Annotated in this window: 14 protein-coding genes and 2 pseudogenes; 8 read left to right on the plus strand and 8 right to left on the minus strand. The window is 42.3% G+C overall.

From position 1 onward, the window contains the following. Window positions 1-259: 259 nt before the first annotated feature. Entirely contained in the window at window positions 260-2608 is a 2349-nt protein-coding gene (locus V7K15_RS13250; protein WP_334905960.1) for an ATP-dependent helicase, read from the plus strand. 100 nt (window positions 2609-2708) lie between these two features. Here V7K15_RS13250 and V7K15_RS13255 read toward each other — a convergent pair whose 3' ends face one another. Next, window positions 2709-2840, minus strand: coding sequence for a hypothetical protein (locus V7K15_RS13255; protein WP_334905961.1), 132 nt, complete (start codon window positions 2838-2840; stop codon window positions 2709-2711). A 145-nt stretch (window positions 2841-2985) separates the two neighbouring features. Between V7K15_RS13255 and V7K15_RS13260 the strand changes: the two are divergent. Both V7K15_RS13260 and V7K15_RS13270 read left to right on the plus strand, forming a co-directional pair. Further along, window positions 2986-4269 (plus strand): annotated as a pseudogene (locus tag V7K15_RS13260) (RNA-guided endonuclease InsQ/TnpB family protein). Window positions 4270-4435: 166 nt separating this feature from the next. Then, complete coding sequence (locus V7K15_RS13270) at window positions 4436-4600, plus strand: hypothetical protein (RefSeq protein ID WP_334905964.1); 165 nt, start codon at window positions 4436-4438, stop codon at window positions 4598-4600. A gap of 135 nt (window positions 4601-4735) precedes the next feature. Here V7K15_RS13270 and V7K15_RS13275 read toward each other — a convergent pair whose 3' ends face one another. Both V7K15_RS13275 and V7K15_RS13280 read right to left on the minus strand, forming a co-directional pair. Further along, window positions 4736-5404 (minus strand): DUF1345 domain-containing protein, encoded by a 669-nt coding sequence (locus V7K15_RS13275; RefSeq protein WP_334905965.1) that lies wholly within the window; start codon window positions 5402-5404, stop codon window positions 4736-4738. A gap of 156 nt (window positions 5405-5560) precedes the next feature. Beyond that, window positions 5561-5950: a DUF1499 domain-containing protein gene (locus V7K15_RS13280; RefSeq protein WP_334905976.1), complete on the minus strand. Its 390-nt coding sequence runs from the start codon at window positions 5948-5950 to the stop codon at window positions 5561-5563. Between the two features lie 172 nt (window positions 5951-6122). On the opposite strand from V7K15_RS13280, the gene V7K15_RS13285 reads away from it, so the two are divergent. Further along, the gene (locus tag V7K15_RS13285; protein ID WP_334905966.1) at window positions 6123-7271 is read left to right on the plus strand and encodes an alanine--glyoxylate aminotransferase family protein; all 1149 of its coding nucleotides are present in this window, start codon (window positions 6123-6125) and stop codon (window positions 7269-7271) included. A 455-nt stretch (window positions 7272-7726) separates the two neighbouring features. Further along, on the plus strand, window positions 7727-8014 hold the full coding sequence (locus tag V7K15_RS13290) for a hypothetical protein (RefSeq protein ID WP_334905967.1): 288 nt from the start codon (window positions 7727-7729) through the stop codon (window positions 8012-8014). A 329-nt stretch (window positions 8015-8343) separates the two neighbouring features. Here V7K15_RS13290 and V7K15_RS13295 read toward each other — a convergent pair. Beyond that, a pseudogene (locus V7K15_RS13295) lies at window positions 8344-9133 on the minus strand (hypothetical protein); the annotation flags it as partial. Window positions 9134-9963: 830 nt separating this feature from the next. Here V7K15_RS13295 and V7K15_RS13300 point away from each other — a divergent pair. Continuing rightward, on the plus strand, window positions 9964-10737 hold the full coding sequence (locus V7K15_RS13300; protein WP_334905968.1) for an MlaE family lipid ABC transporter permease subunit: 774 nt from the start codon (window positions 9964-9966) through the stop codon (window positions 10735-10737). 142 nt (window positions 10738-10879) lie between these two features. Here V7K15_RS13300 and V7K15_RS13305 read toward each other — a convergent pair whose 3' ends face one another. Together V7K15_RS13305 and V7K15_RS13310 are read right to left on the minus strand one after the other, a co-directional pair. After that, window positions 10880-11323, minus strand: a complete 444-nt coding sequence (locus tag V7K15_RS13305) for a hypothetical protein (RefSeq protein WP_334905969.1) — start codon at window positions 11321-11323, stop codon at window positions 10880-10882. 190 nt (window positions 11324-11513) lie between these two features. Then, a complete protein-coding gene (locus V7K15_RS13310) occupies window positions 11514-12641 on the minus strand; it encodes an ABC transporter ATP-binding protein (protein ID WP_334905970.1) in 1128 nt (375 codons plus the stop codon). Between the two features lie 274 nt (window positions 12642-12915). Between V7K15_RS13310 and mrdA the strand changes: the two genes are divergently transcribed. After that, window positions 12916-14757 carry a penicillin-binding protein 2 gene (gene mrdA, locus V7K15_RS13315; protein WP_334905971.1) on the plus strand — a complete coding sequence of 614 codons (1842 nt, stop codon included), beginning with the start codon at window positions 12916-12918 and terminating at the stop codon, window positions 14755-14757. A gap of 241 nt (window positions 14758-14998) precedes the next feature. Here the strand turns inward: mrdA and V7K15_RS13320 are convergent, their stop codons facing one another. Further along, the gene (locus tag V7K15_RS13320; protein ID WP_334905972.1) at window positions 14999-15796 is read right to left on the minus strand and encodes a M15 family metallopeptidase; all 798 of its coding nucleotides are present in this window, start codon (window positions 15794-15796) and stop codon (window positions 14999-15001) included. A 102-nt stretch (window positions 15797-15898) separates the two neighbouring features. Between V7K15_RS13320 and V7K15_RS13325 the strand changes: the two genes are divergently transcribed. After that, window positions 15899-16816 carry an AEC family transporter gene (locus V7K15_RS13325; RefSeq protein ID WP_334905977.1) on the plus strand — a complete coding sequence of 306 codons (918 nt, stop codon included), beginning with the start codon at window positions 15899-15901 and terminating at the stop codon, window positions 16814-16816. 54 nt (window positions 16817-16870) lie between these two features. Here the strand turns inward: V7K15_RS13325 and V7K15_RS13330 are convergent, their stop codons facing one another. After that, window positions 16871-17095 (minus strand): hypothetical protein, encoded by a 225-nt coding sequence (locus V7K15_RS13330; RefSeq protein ID WP_334905973.1) that lies wholly within the window; start codon window positions 17093-17095, stop codon window positions 16871-16873. Between the last annotated feature and the right edge of the window lie 97 nt (window positions 17096-17192).

The raw sequence follows: 17192 nt of genomic DNA on the forward strand, positions 1-17192 counted from the left end.
GTACTGACATCAGAAGGGAGATTCAAGGATACTTTTCCTGCTGGGGGGACACGTTGTTGTGTCCTCCCCAGAGCAAACACATCTAAATGGCGACAAAGTAGGAAGTAGAAGTGGATTTAAAATAATATATATAAAATACATAACTCGTCGCGATCGCTAATAATGCTATTCTTATTCAGTAGAGAATGAAGCCCGCCAAGCGTGAAACTTCAGCCCAAAATCAGAATTCCCGACCACTTCATATAGATGGAATATCTAAGTGCGATCGCTTATTCCTAACCTGCAAGAGAAGATTCTCGGAATCCGTAACAGTCTACGCCCTGGACAGCAACAAATGGCTGACTGGGAATCTGGCCCTTTGGCTATTTCTGCGGTTCCTGGTGCAGGTAAATCTACTGGTATGGCGGCGGCGGCGGCGATCGCGATCGCACGTCAATATGAACGTTCATCCTTACGCCGTCACTTGGTAGTTGTGACTTTTACTCGCTCGGCTGCTGCCAATATTAAAGCGAAGATTCGCAAATTCTTACGAGATGATTTATCTATACCTCAGACAGGCTTTTTTGTCTATACTCTACATGGTCTAGCGTTAAACATTGCCAGCCGCCATTCCGATTTATCAGGTTTGCAATTAGAAAATGTCACATTAATTACACCAACCCAAAGTAACCGCTTTATCAGAACAGCCGTAGAGCAATGGATTGGGAATAATCCCGGCATATATTTGCGGTTATTAGAAGGTCATCAATTTGATGGTGAAGAGACAGAAAGGTTGCGTCGTCAATCGGTACTGCGAACAGAAGTATTACCGGAATTGGCTAATACGGTAATTCATGAAGCAAAAAGTTCTGGGATATCGCCAGAGAAGTTGCGGGAGTGGAGTAAACAAATCACAGATGAATATGCAATATTAAGCGTCGCAGCGGGATTGTATGAGCAATATCAAAACTTAATGCGATCACGTGACTTCATCGACTATGACGATATGATTTTAGCCGCACTGCGCGTTTTAGAAAATGACAGTGCGCGTCGCATCGAGCAAAACCAAGTTTTCGCCGTCTTTGAAGACGAAGCCCAAGATTCTAGCCCTCTTCAGACGCAGCTTTTAGAAATTTTGGCAAGTGATGGGGGAGATAATTCTTCACTCCCCAGTACAGACGCGATTAATCGCGTCTCTCCTAACTCCCCACTCAATTTAGTAAGAGTCGGCGATCCTAACCAAGCGATTAACTCTACTTTCACTCCAGCCGATCCGATTTATTTTCGGCAATTTTGCGAAGAGTGCGATCGCATTAAACGATTGGCAACGATGGATCAAGCTGGTCGCAGTACTAGAATTATCATTGAAGCTGCTAACTTTGCCCTTAAATGGATCAATAATCAGTCGTTAGCAACAACGAATCATAAACAACAGACTCCAGATAACCGCCAAGTACCATTTCGCTTGCAGACAATTCGCCCTGTTGAAGTTAATGATCCGCAAACTAACGCTAACCCCGCAGCAGTCGGACGAGGACTAGAACTTTATACACCGCGTGACATTCATCACACGGTTGAATTGTTATCTCAAAGAGTGATTGAATTATTTGGCGAAGATCCAACAAAAAATAGTGCCGCGATTTTAGTGCGAGAAAATCGCCAAGGACGATGGTTAGCAGAGGCTCTGACACCTGTCTGCAAAGAGCATAATATTATACTTTACGATGTGGGAGAACGCGATCGCCGTTCCCATGTCCCGCAAGAAATTTTAGGATTATTGCAATTTTGCGATCGCCCTCACTCCCCCGATTACCTCAAAGCCGCATTAGAAGCATTAGTACAGCGCCAATTAATTCCTACCCAAGACCTCAACGCCCTCGCTAGTCTTCCAGAAGAATTTTTGTATCCTGGTCCTTTAGCAGTAGCCCAGCCAGAGACAGTAGAAAAAGCCGCTCGGTTGTGTCGCAGTTTACTCCGCGCTCGCTTGGAATTACCCCTATACCAGCTAATTTCCTTTCTCGCCTTGACCTTAAATTACGACCAGGCAGAATTAGCAACTGCTGACAAACTCGCAGAACGGGTTAACCAGCAGATAGCTGGCAATAGTTCGATGGGGGGAATGCTGTCAGCTTTAAGTGAAATCGTCAGTTCTGAACGGTTTGAACCAGTGGAAACGGAGGATTCGGAAGAACGTTACACTCGTCCCGGTCAATTAACCATTATTACGATGCACAAAGCCAAAGGGCTGGATTGGGACTATGTGTTTCTTCCCTTTCTCCACGAAAACTTAATTCCTGGTAGATTTTGGGTTCCTCCCCAAAAGCAGTTCTTAGGGGATTTTACCTTATCAGAAGTAGCCCGCGCCCAAATTCGTGCGGCTCTCCACGGAGAATCTACTATACCAAATGTCACACAAGCATGGGAACAGGCAAAGAACTTGAAAATATCTGAGGAGTACCGTTTACTCTACGTTGCGATGACACGAGCAAAGCGTCTGGTGTGGATGTCTGCGGCACAAAAAGCCCCCTTTACTTGGAGTAAACCGGATAATTTACAAGAACAAGCGCCTTGTCCGGTGTTTCCAGCATTAAAGCGTCAATTCCCTGAATGTGTGGCGAATTTAGCTTAAACCGACAGAAGCCCCACGCCTCACCCTGTACTCACTCTTAGCGTGGGATGAATGGCGGGGCAATGACGAATTGATATTGCCGTGTGACAGTGAACGTAGTTCACTCAACAATGTTGGTCGATGATAGCGTTGGCGCAGCCTCTCGTAGAGAAGCGTTAGCGGGTACTCCCGCGTCGGAATTGCCATTTTCCAGATTAAGTGAATCTATGAAGTCTTCAATAATGCGAGTCATAGTCATATCCTTTTGAACCGAGTATAGCCGTAACTTATTTAACCTACGCTCGGACATTCTCAAATTTAATGCTTTATTTTTCATATCCGCCTACACAATGTCTACGCTTTTATGATACTATGTAGGTTGGTCGAAAATAAAGCGTATGAGAACATCCTACCAATACAAACTTAAGCCAATAAAAGAGCAAGCTAAAAAGATTGATAACACGCTAGAAATGTTACGTTGTCAATATAATTATTTAGTTGCCCAAAGGTTTGATTGGTATGAGATGAATCGGTGTCCTATTGATAGATGTCCTTTAATTTGTCACTTACCAGAGTTAAAAGAACAACCAAGCTACTACAACCAAAAAGCGTCTTTAACTAGCCTTAAAGTAAATAGAGCTTGGTACAAAAATATACATTCTCAAGTCTTGCAGGAAGTTCCTAAAAAAGTTGAGATAACTTTTGACCGTTGGTTAAAAGGTAATATTAATGGTAAGAAATCTGGTAGACCTAGATTCAAAGGAGTTGGTCAATACAAAACATTTACATTCCCTCAATTCAAGCGTCATCACTTTGCCAATAATATAATTACGTTATCAAAAATAGGTGATATTAAGGTAATTGTTCATCGTCAAATACCTGATGGCTTTGATATTAAGACTGTATCTGTTACCAAAAAAGCAGATGGTTATTATGTTACTCTAAGCCTTGATGATAAAACAGTTCCAACTATCAGTCCTGATTTTGATGCTGATAATATTGTTGGTATTGATGTAGGGTTGATAGATTTTTATGTCGCTTCCGACAATACCAGGATTGCAGCACCAAAACATTTACGTAAAGCTGAACGTAAATTAAAGTCAGCACAGCGTAAAGTATCACGTCGCAAGAAGGGTTCTAATCGCCGCAAAAAAGCGATTAAGCAATTGGGAATAAAGCATAAAAAAGTAGCTGATACTAGAAAAGATTTTCACTTTAAAACTACTAAATCACTACTTGATAAGTATGATGTAGTCGTTGTTGAGAAGTTGAACATTAAGGGACTGGCTAAAACAAGATTGGCTAAAAGCATAAATGATGCGGGGTGGGGTCAGTTTATAAACATACTTTCAAACAAAGCCGCGAAATGCGCCACGGGGAGTATCCCTGTGGTCACTTTCGCGAAAATGCTGGTTTGCGAGTAATAGCTGTAAACCCAAACGGTACAAGTCAAGAATGTTCTAACTGTGGTCATAAAGTTAAAAAGCCGCTATCTCAAAGGATACATAACTGTCCTGTATGTCATGCCAGTTTGTGCAGGGATTTGAACGCTTCGATTAATATAAAGGCGCGTGGGACACACGCCCTAAAAGCTCAATTAATGTCTTCATAGAAGAGTCGTTGAGAAGCCCACACTCACCCTGAAAGGGGAGGGTGTCGAGTATGTCACCAGTAATGACTAAACAAGCTTGAGCAAAACTCTTAAGAAATTAAATAGAATCCACAGTTACTAGCAATCGCATTCTCCCAGAATATTTGGATGAATTGAGCTATCTAAAGTGAAAGTTGCCGTTTGAAAATTGGTGTTATAGATTGGTGCTGAGATTTTAATCAGTAATTTATTTACCAATGAAAACCCAACAATTCACAACGATACCAGAAAATAGACCCACCAAGACTAAAAAACAGTCTTTTCCTGGTTTGAATATTGGTACTCCTAAAGTACCATTCCGCCAATGCAATAAAACAGCACAACAACATGAGTTACTCAGTGACTGGGAAGACGCGAGTTAATATACTAAGTAGTCATGATCAACTGGCCACGCCCAGACACATAAAAAATTTCTTCTCCTTTTGCCAGAAGGAGAGCTACAGCATTGCATATTTTCCGACGGCATGGAGAACCACGTCAGTTCCCTAGTCTCCAATTTAAATCAGCGATGCAACGATATTAATAGTCATAGCTAAAATGCTGGTATTGAAAAAGAAGGATAATATGCTATGTAAGAGAGTCAAGCGCCTCATAGCGGGTGATTTCGTCTCCACATCAGAAACTTGACTAGTCATGCCAACTACAAAAGAATAATATAAAAATTCCCAATAATCTGGATGGTCATTATCAGGAAAATTTAAACCTCCGGTGATTTCTTGACTATTATTACGATTAATGTATTTGTAATAGCTGTGTGCATATTGGACTGCAAACATCGTATGCACTAATAACCAGGAACCGACAATAGTCATAATTGAAAGTATGACATGTAGGTTAAGCAGAAGTTTGGACACCCCTTTTTTATCAGTTAGTAAAAACACAATGGCTAAAACACTAGCACAAGCCGCAGCTATCACCAGCATAAATATAGCCAAATGTCCTTCATATTTATTCTCAGCATAACGGCGAATTTTTTCTGGGGTAGCCTTGATCATCTTCCACCACGTCACGGCTAAGAAAAAGTCAACACCAGAGTTCCAAGCGCAGAGAATGCGAGTGGGTAAGTGCAGCCAATGCGGAAGGATTACTGAAACTAATATAGCGAGTCCGACAGCAAAGATTAGTCGGGGTCGAGGGTCAAAGTTTTTAAATAAATTAAGTCTCACAAATGTTGCGATCGCAGATGTTATCTAGTCCAGTTTAAATAACTCGTAATTCCTAATTGAATTACGAATTACCTTAGCGTAGCGGTAGCGAGTCCGCGTACTCTTACAGAGAAGCAAGCTACGCTTTTAGCGTCTCGTAGAGAGCGTCATTACAAATTACTTTAATTTGCCTCTAATCGTCTCTATTCGTTGACGATTGACACCCAAATCGCTCTGACCTAAGCGTGAGGCTGAACGCACTTGGATAACATTAGCATTCCGGTCTAGATAGAATTCTACATCATCCACAAATCCCAGTAAAGCACTTTTAAATTCTATATATAAATAATCTTTACTTTCGGTAATGATTTTGGTTCTTGGTAAGGACTGAATAATCTTTTTGAGATTAGTAATCGCTTGTTCTGGAGTAGATGTAAAACTCAGTGGTGCAATTTTGTGGGTTGCATCTGCACTCTGACTAGAAACGCAGTTAGGGGAATTAGGGCAGGATGCTAATTTACCATTGTTAACACCTAAATTATTTGGTGGTTTGCCAGCAAAAACCATAATTATCTCTCCGGGTAATTGAATAAGTATACTGTCACACATTTGTTTGAATGTTTGAATCAGTGTAATACCTTGCCGCACTCGCATCTTCTGGCAAATGACAGATTCACTAAAACATCGGTGATGCGTTCGCTCTATGATGCGATAAGTATCGTCTAGGCGAAGACAGATTATGACGCAAACAATTTCAATCAACGACTCTGGGCGCTTGCAACTCACACCGCTAGAAATCCCATCCCGTCTGCTGTTAGGGCCTGGTCCCTCCAATGCACATCCTACAGTTCTCCAGGCGATGAATACCTCACCCGTTGGGCATCTTGACCCAGCTTTTCTCGCACTCATGGATGAAATTCAGTCGTTGCTAGGCTACGTATGGCAAACCGAAAACCCGCTAACCATTGCAGTCAGTGGTACGGGAACAGCTGCAATGGAAGCAACTATTGCCAATGCCGTTGAACCCGGTGATGTGGTTTTGATTGGTGTAGCTGGTTATTTCGGTAATCGCCTCGTGGATATGGCTGGACGTTATGGTGCTGATGTGCGAAGCATTACTAAACCTTGGGGACAAGTTTTTAACCTCGATGAACTTCAAACTGCTTTAAAAACTCATCGTCCAACTATTTTAGCTCTAGTTCATGCCGAAACCTCGACCGGCGCACGTCAACCATTGGAAGGGGTGGCTGATTTGTGTCAGGAATTTGGCACTTTGCTGCTGGTGGATACGGTGACAAGTTTGGGTGGCGTCCCCGTGTTTTTGGATACTTGGGGAGTTGACCTTGCCTATAGTTGTAGCCAAAAAGGGTTGGGTTGCCCGCCTGGTGCTTCCCCCTTTACGATGAGTGCGCGTGCAGTTGAGAAATTACAACAGCGTCAAACAAAGGTTGCAAACTGGTATTTGGATATGTTGTTGCTGGGCAAGTATTGGGGCCATGAACGCACCTATCACCACACAGCACCAATTAATTTATACTATGCATTGCGGGAAGCATTGCGTTTGCTTGCAGAAGAGGGGTTAGCAAACTCCTGGCAACGGCATCAAAAGAACGTAGAATATCTCTGGGAAGGGTTGGAAAATTTAGGATTGAGTATGCACGTTGAGCAAGAGTATAGACTACCAACGCTTACTACTGTCTGCATTCCAACAGGGGTAGATGGGAAAGCGATCGCTCGGCAGTTACTCAATGAACATAATATTGAAATTGGCGGCGGTCTTGGCGAACTCGCTGGTAAAGTCTGGCGCGTGGGATTGATGGGCTTTAATAGTCGTAAAGAAAGTGTTGACCAACTTTTAGCAGCACTGCGGCAAGTTTTACCTAAGTAGTTTTTGCGTAATCAGGTGCGTTAACTGTCTTCGTAACGCACCTAATACAAAGAGCGTAGGCGTATCCCGCCGTAGGCATTGCGCTAACATTGTTTGAAAATTAAAGGAAAATTGATCTCTTACATTTACAAGACTTACGCAAAATCATGAAAAAACGAACTGCATACTCCTACGGAGAAGCAAGCTAGGCGCAGCGTCTGGCAGAGAAGGACGTAAAGGAATAAGAGCTTCAGAGAGTTATTGCGTAATATCATGTCCGCTAAATTACCCATAATAAAAGAACCCCACCCCCAACCCCTCCCCGCAAGCGGGGAGGGGAGACGAAGCATAGCTTTGGCAGGGTGGGGTTCCGGGATGCTTAATTGCCTGGACATGATATAATAAGTCCTAATTTACTTACTCTTTTTAGTTATCCTAAAAATTCAAGGGTAGGTTAATTTTTGCAAGTCGATGCAATGCCATTACCAGTCGATGCAATGCCATTACCAGTCGATGCAATGCCATTACCAGGCGATGCAATGCCATTACAAGTCGATACAATGCCATTACCAGTCGATGCAATGCCATTACCAGTCGATGCATTAACAATTCAGCAGCTTGGGTTAAGATCGCACAGCAATATAAAGTGCGACTTGTTCGCATTTGGTGAAAAACGTCGGGAGAATATATCTGTTAACTACTCCTCACTAGCTATCACTGCGATAAAAAACCAACAACCAGCAGAGGCAAGAGTATTAGGATAGACACAATCAAAACCAGAGTTGCCGGATCAATTTTAATATGGTTCTTCTGTGGATCGCGCATTTGGCACTCTCTCAAACAATAAATATATCAACTCAGCCTAAAGGATGTTTACTTCTTTTTCCAAGCCCAATGAGGTTTAGAAGTGTAAACTTTTAAGTAACTTTATCGCCCCATCTGCTTATTTCTTCCAAGGTAGTTTACTCCCCATTTCAGTTAATGCAGAAAAGATGAGATAGAGAATGAGTAACCCAGCACCTGCACAGAAAGCCAGTAAATCGTTATCCATAAGTGGTATTTGCTAAAACTTCGCTAATCATAGCGGAATCAACTAATCTTTAGCGTTTTTCTGAGTCTGCAATCTTTGGTCTTCTGGGTGCAAACTGTACCAGCCATACCAGTGACGAACTGCTAGCCAGATGGCTGAAAGAAAACCCGCTAGGCTGAGGGTAAGGCCGCTGAATGGTACTAATAATCCAAAGATGGGTAATACTGCTCCAGCAATAGTGCAAATGATTGCAGCCAGAGAAGCATTGCGACTTGCTCCCAATCCCCATGTTAAAATTAGTAAGATGATGGAAATTAAAGTCCAAGCTAACTGAGCATTTATAACGCGAGATAGATAGGTCAAAGTCAACAGACAAGCAAAGAAAATACTACCAGCGATCGCAATATTTCTGAAACTCATTGGTAGTGATAAATATAACAATAATATCCACCACAAAAATATTGCTGGTGCTAATAATAAAAGCCGAGGAATTACTCCCGTATGACGAATGGGGTCGGTGTTGGTAAACACTCCAAATGGATTTTTGACTGAAACATTATCGTCAAACTTCCAAGTAAATTGAGTAGTGCGTCCGTCAACTTTAATCTCATTAGGTACAACACCACTGGCAAAATCAGCCGGTGCAAAGTTAGTAATTGCGGTCAGGCGGAAGTTAGATAGTAACTGTCCCCCTGCACTATAAACCCAGTGAGAACCTCCTTGAGCTTGATAAGTGACTCGAAAGGTGGTTTATTCCCCTGGTTGCAGCTGGAAGGGAAAATCATAATCTCCCGGTTTATTGTAACCTAGTACCGTCACGCTCGATTTTATAGCTAGCAAGCAGCGTATAGCCAAATCGGATGCGTCAAATCGGGTAATCCGGGAATACCTTGAGCAGAAGATAACATTGGCAGATTTTTGGATAATTTGGAAAACCAGACTGATAAAATCTCTTAAAGGTTTCTGGAAAATAGTTTTATTTGATACGCAGACAGTTTCAATAAGTGTTGTGTAGCTTGCCGAAGTGCGACAAGCTCAGTGACCTTTTTTTAATTAAAAATTAAAAGTTAAAAATTGAGAAGAATAATAATTTTTAATTAATTAATTTGGGGTACAAGCCCCCACTGATTGCAATTTTTAATTGGAGCGAAGCGACTTGACCACCGTAGGCGATCGCTCTGACTCTGAATTGCTGGACTGCAACTTGGTAAGTAGATGAACAAAGATACTTACAGTCATTGTGTAATTAATTCTATCCAATTACTTATAAACATCAAAAACCCGGTCATGAAGACCGGGCTTTTGAGCGGAAACAATGGGGCTATATTCCCCGAAGGTTAGTTATAGAGGTTCAGTATAATATCGATGCTCTGATATGTACTACCACCCCGTTGTGATCGATTCCGGAAAATTCGCTAATAATTTTTGAGTAGCCTTCCTTTATCTCCCAAAATACAGCACCCAACTGGTAGCGTCAGCGTGTAGGATTTAAAAATATTAACGCTAAAGTTTACTAAGCTAAGTTGAACCATGCCCAAACACCTCCTCTACTTTCAGGGTTAGTTAATGGAGAAAGTCAAATTACATCTGGCTGGGTTTCCACCATTCTGTGTATCTGTAGTCTGATTTTAGAGAATTGAGATCACATATGTGCAAAAAAAGTCAGTCTTAAGGACGATAAAATTGCGATTAAAAACAAATTTTGAGCAATCTGAGATTGTACGCTGCTTTGCGGCAATATTGCTTTTCGGTCAAGTGTGGCTACATTTAGTCCAAGGAAAAACATACTACCGCAAGATTCTTCAACATATGGTCACTGCTGGGCCAGTTTCTATCTCTCCAGTTCTCCTTGTCAGCGGTTTTGCCGGAATGATTTTTACTATTCAGATAACGAGGGAATTAGCCCGATTTGGGGCTATCAATGCTGTGGGAGGCGCTTTTGCCTTAGCTTTTTGTAGAGAATTGGCTCCAATTTTGACCGCTAGTATTATGGCGGGACAAGTCGGTTCGGCTTTTGCCGCAGAAATAGGTGCAATGCGGGTAACAGAGCAAATTGATGCACTTTATATGCTCAAAACTGATCCAATTGATTATTTAGTACTTCCGAGAGTAATTGCTTGTGGTTTGATGGTGCCTTTGATGACGATTTTGGCTTTAGTTACGGGCATCAGCGGCGGAGTTTTTGCCGGCTCACAGTTTTACCAAATTATTCCCGAAACATTTTTAGAATCAGTCAGAGATTTTTTAGAACCGTCAGATTTGTTTGTTATTTTGCTAAAAGGGTTTATTTTTGGAGTGCTGGTTGCTGTTATTGGCTGTAGTTGGGGGTTAACTACTAAAGGAGGAGCAAAGGAAGTAGGAGAATCTGCAACAAAAGCAGTTGTCACTAGTTGGGTATCAATTTTTATCATGGATTTTTTCCTCTCTCTACTGCTGTTTGAACAGCCTGTATTTTGAACCCAAGTATTGAAGAACAAGATGACCAATTTTTTTAACAAGCGGGGAATCTGATCCAAAAAGAAAGTTGTGAGTATGCAATAGTGGTTATGAAGCCTTCGCACAGCCCACCGCAGGCATCGCTAGCTTTTTTGGCTATAGTTCATAACCTTAGCGGAATTTGGGAATATATTAAGTTGTAGATTAGCGCACCCAAAGCTAAACCTCCCAATGAAAATATAGATGCAGTAGAAAAGGCTAGCCCTTCTCTAAGACCCGCTCTTTGAAAGTCTATCCTGACTAATATAGTCGCTGAAATGATCAGTAAGGTATCAAGAAATATCTGAAACCAAGCAATCATGATAAAGAATAAGAAAGCTGCTAAGACTGCAACGCCGAAAGTCCTGGTATTTGATTTAAGCAAAATGTAATATGTCATCTTTGGCCAAGGAGCGGTCAACGTTACTATTAAAAGCAAGATAGCAAATACAGTTATCAGCCACACAAACACAGGAGGATGTGCTTCAGATATTACCCAGCCCAAAGTACTGTAACTAAGCAGCACTAGCGCCAGGGACACCCAAGGAACTCTTTTTAAAATTGACATGGGTTGATATTCCTAGTACGGTGTCAAGGTATTATTCCATTACTGAATGTTATAACCCACATTCCACATAATAGGATTTGATTAAGAAGAATTATCCACATTGACTACAGTGGTTCGATTAAAGTGAATTCCGTACCAAACGAGGGAACTGAATTTGTGATCTCTTACCAATTAAGGGAGATTCTTATAACTATTGACTAATAGCTAAACAATCATTTTCTGCCCACCAAGCGTAGATGGGGGTGTCGCGGTCTGGTAAACCGCCAAAAGTATTAGGTTGTAGCACATTTATGCTAATGCCATTTGTTAATTCCACAACATAATTAACGTGTGTGCCCAAATACATAACATTCACAAGCCGTCCTTCAAAGCAATTAGCTGGCAAATTAGGTGGATAAAGCGAAAGCTGTATTTTTTCTGGGCGCACACTCACTACTACCGCTTGTGATATTTCAGATGGTGTATCTTCAACGCGACTAATGACAATTGAGAGTCCAGTTTTTGTCGAAATTTGCACATTAGAGGAGTCTACGCCGACGATTTCACCACTGAATAAATTAGTATCGCCAATAAAATCAGCAACAAAAGCTGTCTGCGGACGTTCGTAAATTTGGCTGGGAGTGCCAACTTGTTCAATTTTGCCTTGGTTCATCACGGCAATGCGATCGCTCAAACACAATGCTTCTTCTTGGTCGTGTGTCACCATCACAAAGGTCACTCCTAAGCCCTTGTGTAAATTTGATAACTCAACCTGCATTTCCTTACGCAGTTTTAAATCTAAGGCCCCTAAAGGTTCATCCAGTAGTACGACAGTGGGACGGTTGACTAAAGCCCTTGCTAAGGCGACACGTTGCTGTTGACCACCAGAAAGTTGATTGGGAAAGCGCGATCGTAAACTTTCCATTTTCACGAGTTTTAAAGCTTCTTGGACTCTACTTTCAATTTCCGATTTTGGTATTTTTTTTAACCTCAGTCCGAAGGCGATGTTATCCCAGACATCAAGATGGTTAAATAGAGCGTAACTTTGAAATACAGTATTGACCGGTCGGCGGTAAGGCGGCACATTAGTCATAGACTGACCCTGAATCAACACCTTGCCAGCGTCAGCGATTTCAAACCCAGCAATTAAACGCAGTATTGTTGTTTTACCACAACCGGAGGGGCCTAAAATACTAAAAAATTCTCCTTGTCTGACATCCAAATCGATTCCATGTACTGCTGGTTCTTGGTTAAAAAACTTGAAGACGTTACGCAGTTCAACATCAAGTGGCTGAAAAGTTGTTATCCCCCTCTGATTCTGCATGACAATTTGAGCCATAATCCTCAGTAGAATGTCCTGATCTAACGTTAGTTTGTCAATTGATCTAGTCTATGGGGCAGACTAGATTTGACACTTTGGTTTATTGTATCCGCCAAAAACAATTGTTTAAGAATATACTCGCCCAATTTCTTCATCCCTCTTACTGAGTACAAAAATATGTATTTTTACTTAGATTTATCCATTCTTTAGTTAAGCTAATATGCATTAAAATTACATATTAGCAATTGCTAAAAAGCTGGCTAGGATTGCGTTTATTCATTTTGAATTGTTTATGTTCCCATCACTTGGCAGCAAAAAAGATACACGTACAGTTGGACGTGGTTTCCAATCAATATTTTTAATCGTATTTACCCTATTAATGACCGTAGGTATTGAGGCACGTTTGGCATATTTGCAAATTGTTGAAGGGCCAAAACTCCGCCAAAGAGCCGAAGCGAACCGAATTCGGATGATTCTCAAACAACCGGAACGGGGCAGTATTTTTGACCGAAATGGCAAACTTTTAGCCAGTACTCGCTATGCTAGCTCTGTATACTTATGGCCGATGGCACATACTAAACCTTCCTGGTCTATAGTCGGCCCGCGTCTAACGCAAATTCTCAACATTTCGCAAGATGAGATGGAAAAGAAATTAGAACAAGCCGGTGCTAATTCTTCTTCACTTATCCGCGTCGCTCGTGATCTAAATGAAGCACAAATTACGGCATTAAAAGAGTATAAAAATCAACTCCCGGAAGTGGAAATTAATACAGATGCTGTGCGTTATTATCCCCACGGTAAACAATTAGCACACGTACTAGGTTATACACGGGAATTAACCGCCGACCAGTTAAAGGACAAGAAGCAGCAAGGCTACCGGCTCGGAGATGTAATTGGTCAGATGGGGGTGGAAAAGGCTTATGAGAAAGCTCTGCGGGGCGAATGGGGCGGTCAGCAAGTGGAAGTAGATGGTGCGGGTAGACCAATCCGGGTTTTGGGAGAGAAACAGGCAAAAGCTGGTAACGATTTGCACCTGACCATAGATTTAGATGTGCAAAAGGCAGCAGAAAAAGCTTTGGGAAATAATCGAGGTGCGATCGCGGCAATTGATCCGAAGAATGGTGCAGTTTTAGCAATGGTATCTTACCCCACCTTTGACCCAAATATCTTTTCCAAACAAAAACTCTCCCAAAAAGATTGGGAAAGCGTCCAAGGTAAAGAGCATCCCTTGATCAATCGGGCGCTGAGTGCCTTTCCACCCGCCAGTACCTTCAAAATCGTCACTACGACAGCTGGACTCGAATCGGGTAAATTCTCTCCTGGCTCAATATTACAGACCTTTGGTTCCTTAACTGTTGGGGGAGTGACTTTTGGTGAGTGGAACCACGCCGGATTCGGGACATTAGGATTTCCCAGAGCGATCGCTATGAGTAGTGATACTTTCTTCTATCAAGTTGGTAGAAAAGTCGGTGGCCCAACTTTAATCGAATGGAGTCGCAAATACGGATTTGGTCAAAAAACTGGCATTGAATTTCAGGGCGAAGAATCAAAAGGCTTGGTTCCAGATGAAACATGGAAGCAGAGAGTTTTGAAAACGCCTTGGAGTGTCGGTGATACCATTAATATGTCAATTGGTCAAGGTGCTTTGCAAGTGACACCCCTGCAATCGGCGATTATGTTTTCTGTCCCCGCTAATGGTGGGTATCGAGTTCAGCCGCATTTGCTCAAAGACAACGAAGACGCAAAAAGTTGGCGATCGTCGTTAAATATGAAGCCGGAAACTATCAAAGTTCTCCGTGAGGGACTGCGGAAGGTGGTGAGTGAGGGTACAGGTAAGAGCTTGAATGTGCCGACAATTCCCCCAGCGTCTGGAAAGAGTGGTACTGCTGAAGCTGGTGGTGGTCGCCCAAATCATACTTGGTTTGGTGCCTATGCCCCCAGTAATCAGCCGGAAATTGTGGTTGTGGCCTTTGGGGAAAATACTGGCGAGCATGGTGGTACTATTTGTGGGCCAATGGTTTTACAAGTGTTAGAAGCTTATTTTCAACATAAGTATCCAGGTAAGTATAAAAAACTTCAGCCTGAGTCATCAGAAGCTAAAACTCAAAATTCAGGACATGTGACTGGAGACTAGTACCGCAAGGCGGAAGTCAAAATTCAAAATTCAAAAAGAGCCAGTGCGTTAAGCGACTCTGCCTAGTATTGGGCAACGTGCAGAAAATTGTTTGTATTTTCCAAATAGTGATTCAATGACTATAATTAGCTTTGCTGGTAGCTGCTCGGATAAACCATATAAACTTCCCGCGAGTTTAATTGCCAATCATCAAATAACCGCTCCTTTATCAAAAGTATAGTAATCTCTAGATCAACTTATATTAAGGCATCTTAGCGGGTTTCAAATTTCTGGCTTTGTAGAACATTTCCAAGCTGTTGCGATCGCCGACAAAACGCCAGTGCCAAGGCTCATAACTCACACCTTGAACATTATCTTTAGGAAATGACATTTCAAAGCTGAAACGCGCTGCATTCGCTTGCAGCCACCGATAAGCCTTGGTATTGTCAAAGTTAGGTTGGAGATTAGTTGCTGGTACTGCTCCGTCTCCAACATCCACAGCATAACCTGTGTGATGTTCGCTATGACCAGGAGGAGCGCTGAGGGCAGCTCGTTGTGCTGGCGTCTGATTTCGTTGGGCACCGACAGCAAAAAACAACTGCTCCTGGTCTTTGATTGAGCGAAAGCCAGAAATTGGTACTAAAATTACACCTGCACTCCGCGCTGCTGCTACCATCTCCTGAAACTTTTGGGCAGCTGCTTTTCGCATTCTAAAGCCCCTATTTGCAGAGATGGTTATTAGTTCTGACTCAGGCGCTTCTGGGTATGCCAGATGCCCTAACACAGTATTGACATTACCAGATTCTGTAGTCGGTGCCGGTGTAGAAGTAGTAACTGAGGGTTGAGAATCGGCGATTTTTTTAGGTGCAGTGACGAAAAACAAAAAACCGCTAATTAAAGCCAGCAGGACAAATCCTGTTAGTCCCCCAATCAGCACAATTTGGCGTTGCGACCATATTTTAGGTGTTGCATCAGGGGTATCGCGTACAGCCACTGGAATATCATCACCAAGGTCATTTGATGAGTTTTGCGGTTTTCCAGAAAACCCAGCCTTATTCAAGGGTAAACTCCTGTTTTTGTGGGATAGCCATAAGAGATTTTGCACTGGACAAAAGTAGACCTAACAGCTAGCATTTTACATCTGTGGTTTTTAGGCGCAATCTTGACAAACCTTTTAGAACTATACGTCAAGCTAGGAGGATTAGTCCTGGTAGGTTTTATTCTGGGACGCAAACTACCTATGACAGTTCCTACACGTTTGGGACAGTTTCTGTTTTGGGTGGGAGTACCCATCAGCATAGTATCGTTTTTGCGTCAATCTAGCTTGTCGGGGCAAATTTGGATTGCACCCGCGATCGCTTACCTAGCCATTTTACTAGGAGGATTTTTAGCTTGGTTAGCCATTAAAGGACAAGCCTATTTTAAAAATACCGTCCCGCAACAATCGACTCAGGCTAGCTTGATATTAGCAGCAATGCTGGGTAACACAGGTTATCTTGGCTTTCCCATTACTTTAGCAATGGTAGGCAAGGAATACTTTGCTTGGGCCTTATTCTACGATTTGTTAGGTTCATTCCCAGGAACTTATGGCTTGGGTGTGTTAATAGCAGCGCGTTTTGGCGGCGGTGTACATAATCATTGGCAGACTGCTAAGTCCATCTTAATTAATCCTGCACTGTGGGGTTTCGGATTTGGCTTGCTGTTTCGACAGGCGACAATTCCCACAGTCGCGGAATTCTGGTTAGAGAAATTTGCTTGGAGTGTCGTAGCTTTATCTTTGATGTTAATTGGGATGCGACTGGCGCTGCTGAAATCTTGGGGTAGCCTACCACAAGCAGGGATGAGCTTGGGAATCAAAATGTTGTTAGTTCCCTTGATATTGGGCAGTATTTTACCACTATTTGGATTAACTGGGGCGATCGCAAAAGTCATTGTGCTACAAATGGCCATGCCTCCAGCTTTCGCCACACTGGTAATTGCTGAGACATTCAATCTCGATCGCGATCTGGCAGTTACTGCCTTAGCTGCTGGGGCTATAGTATTGCTGGTTACTCTCCCACTTTGGCTGTGGCTGTTTTAATTTGGGATTTATGCACGGTGATGCGATCGCATAAAACCCCAAGAAAAATGCATCTTATCGTTTTAATTTAAGCGCTTTTACAACACGATTTTGAAATTCTACTAATCCACCTCGGCTACCCCAATGTTCGTTGAATGTAGGGGTTTCCAACTTCATCACTTTACCCCCTTGAAGATGGACATGATAACCAAACACCATGTCTTGTTCTGGAACTAGACTAAGTTGATGTGCAGCTAAATTGTATAACACTAAAACCCAAAAATATTGTAGTGCGGGCATCTTGCCCGCACTACAATAAACAAATTTAATACGCTACAACATAGTATAATTTGCTATACAAACTACGCGAAGGAGATAGTAGATAAGAAATTCTAAA

Origin of the sequence: Nostoc sp. (genome assembly GCF_036919815.1) — a bacterium.
Classification (GTDB): Bacteria; Cyanobacteriota; Cyanobacteriia; order Cyanobacteriales; family Nostocaceae; genus Nostoc.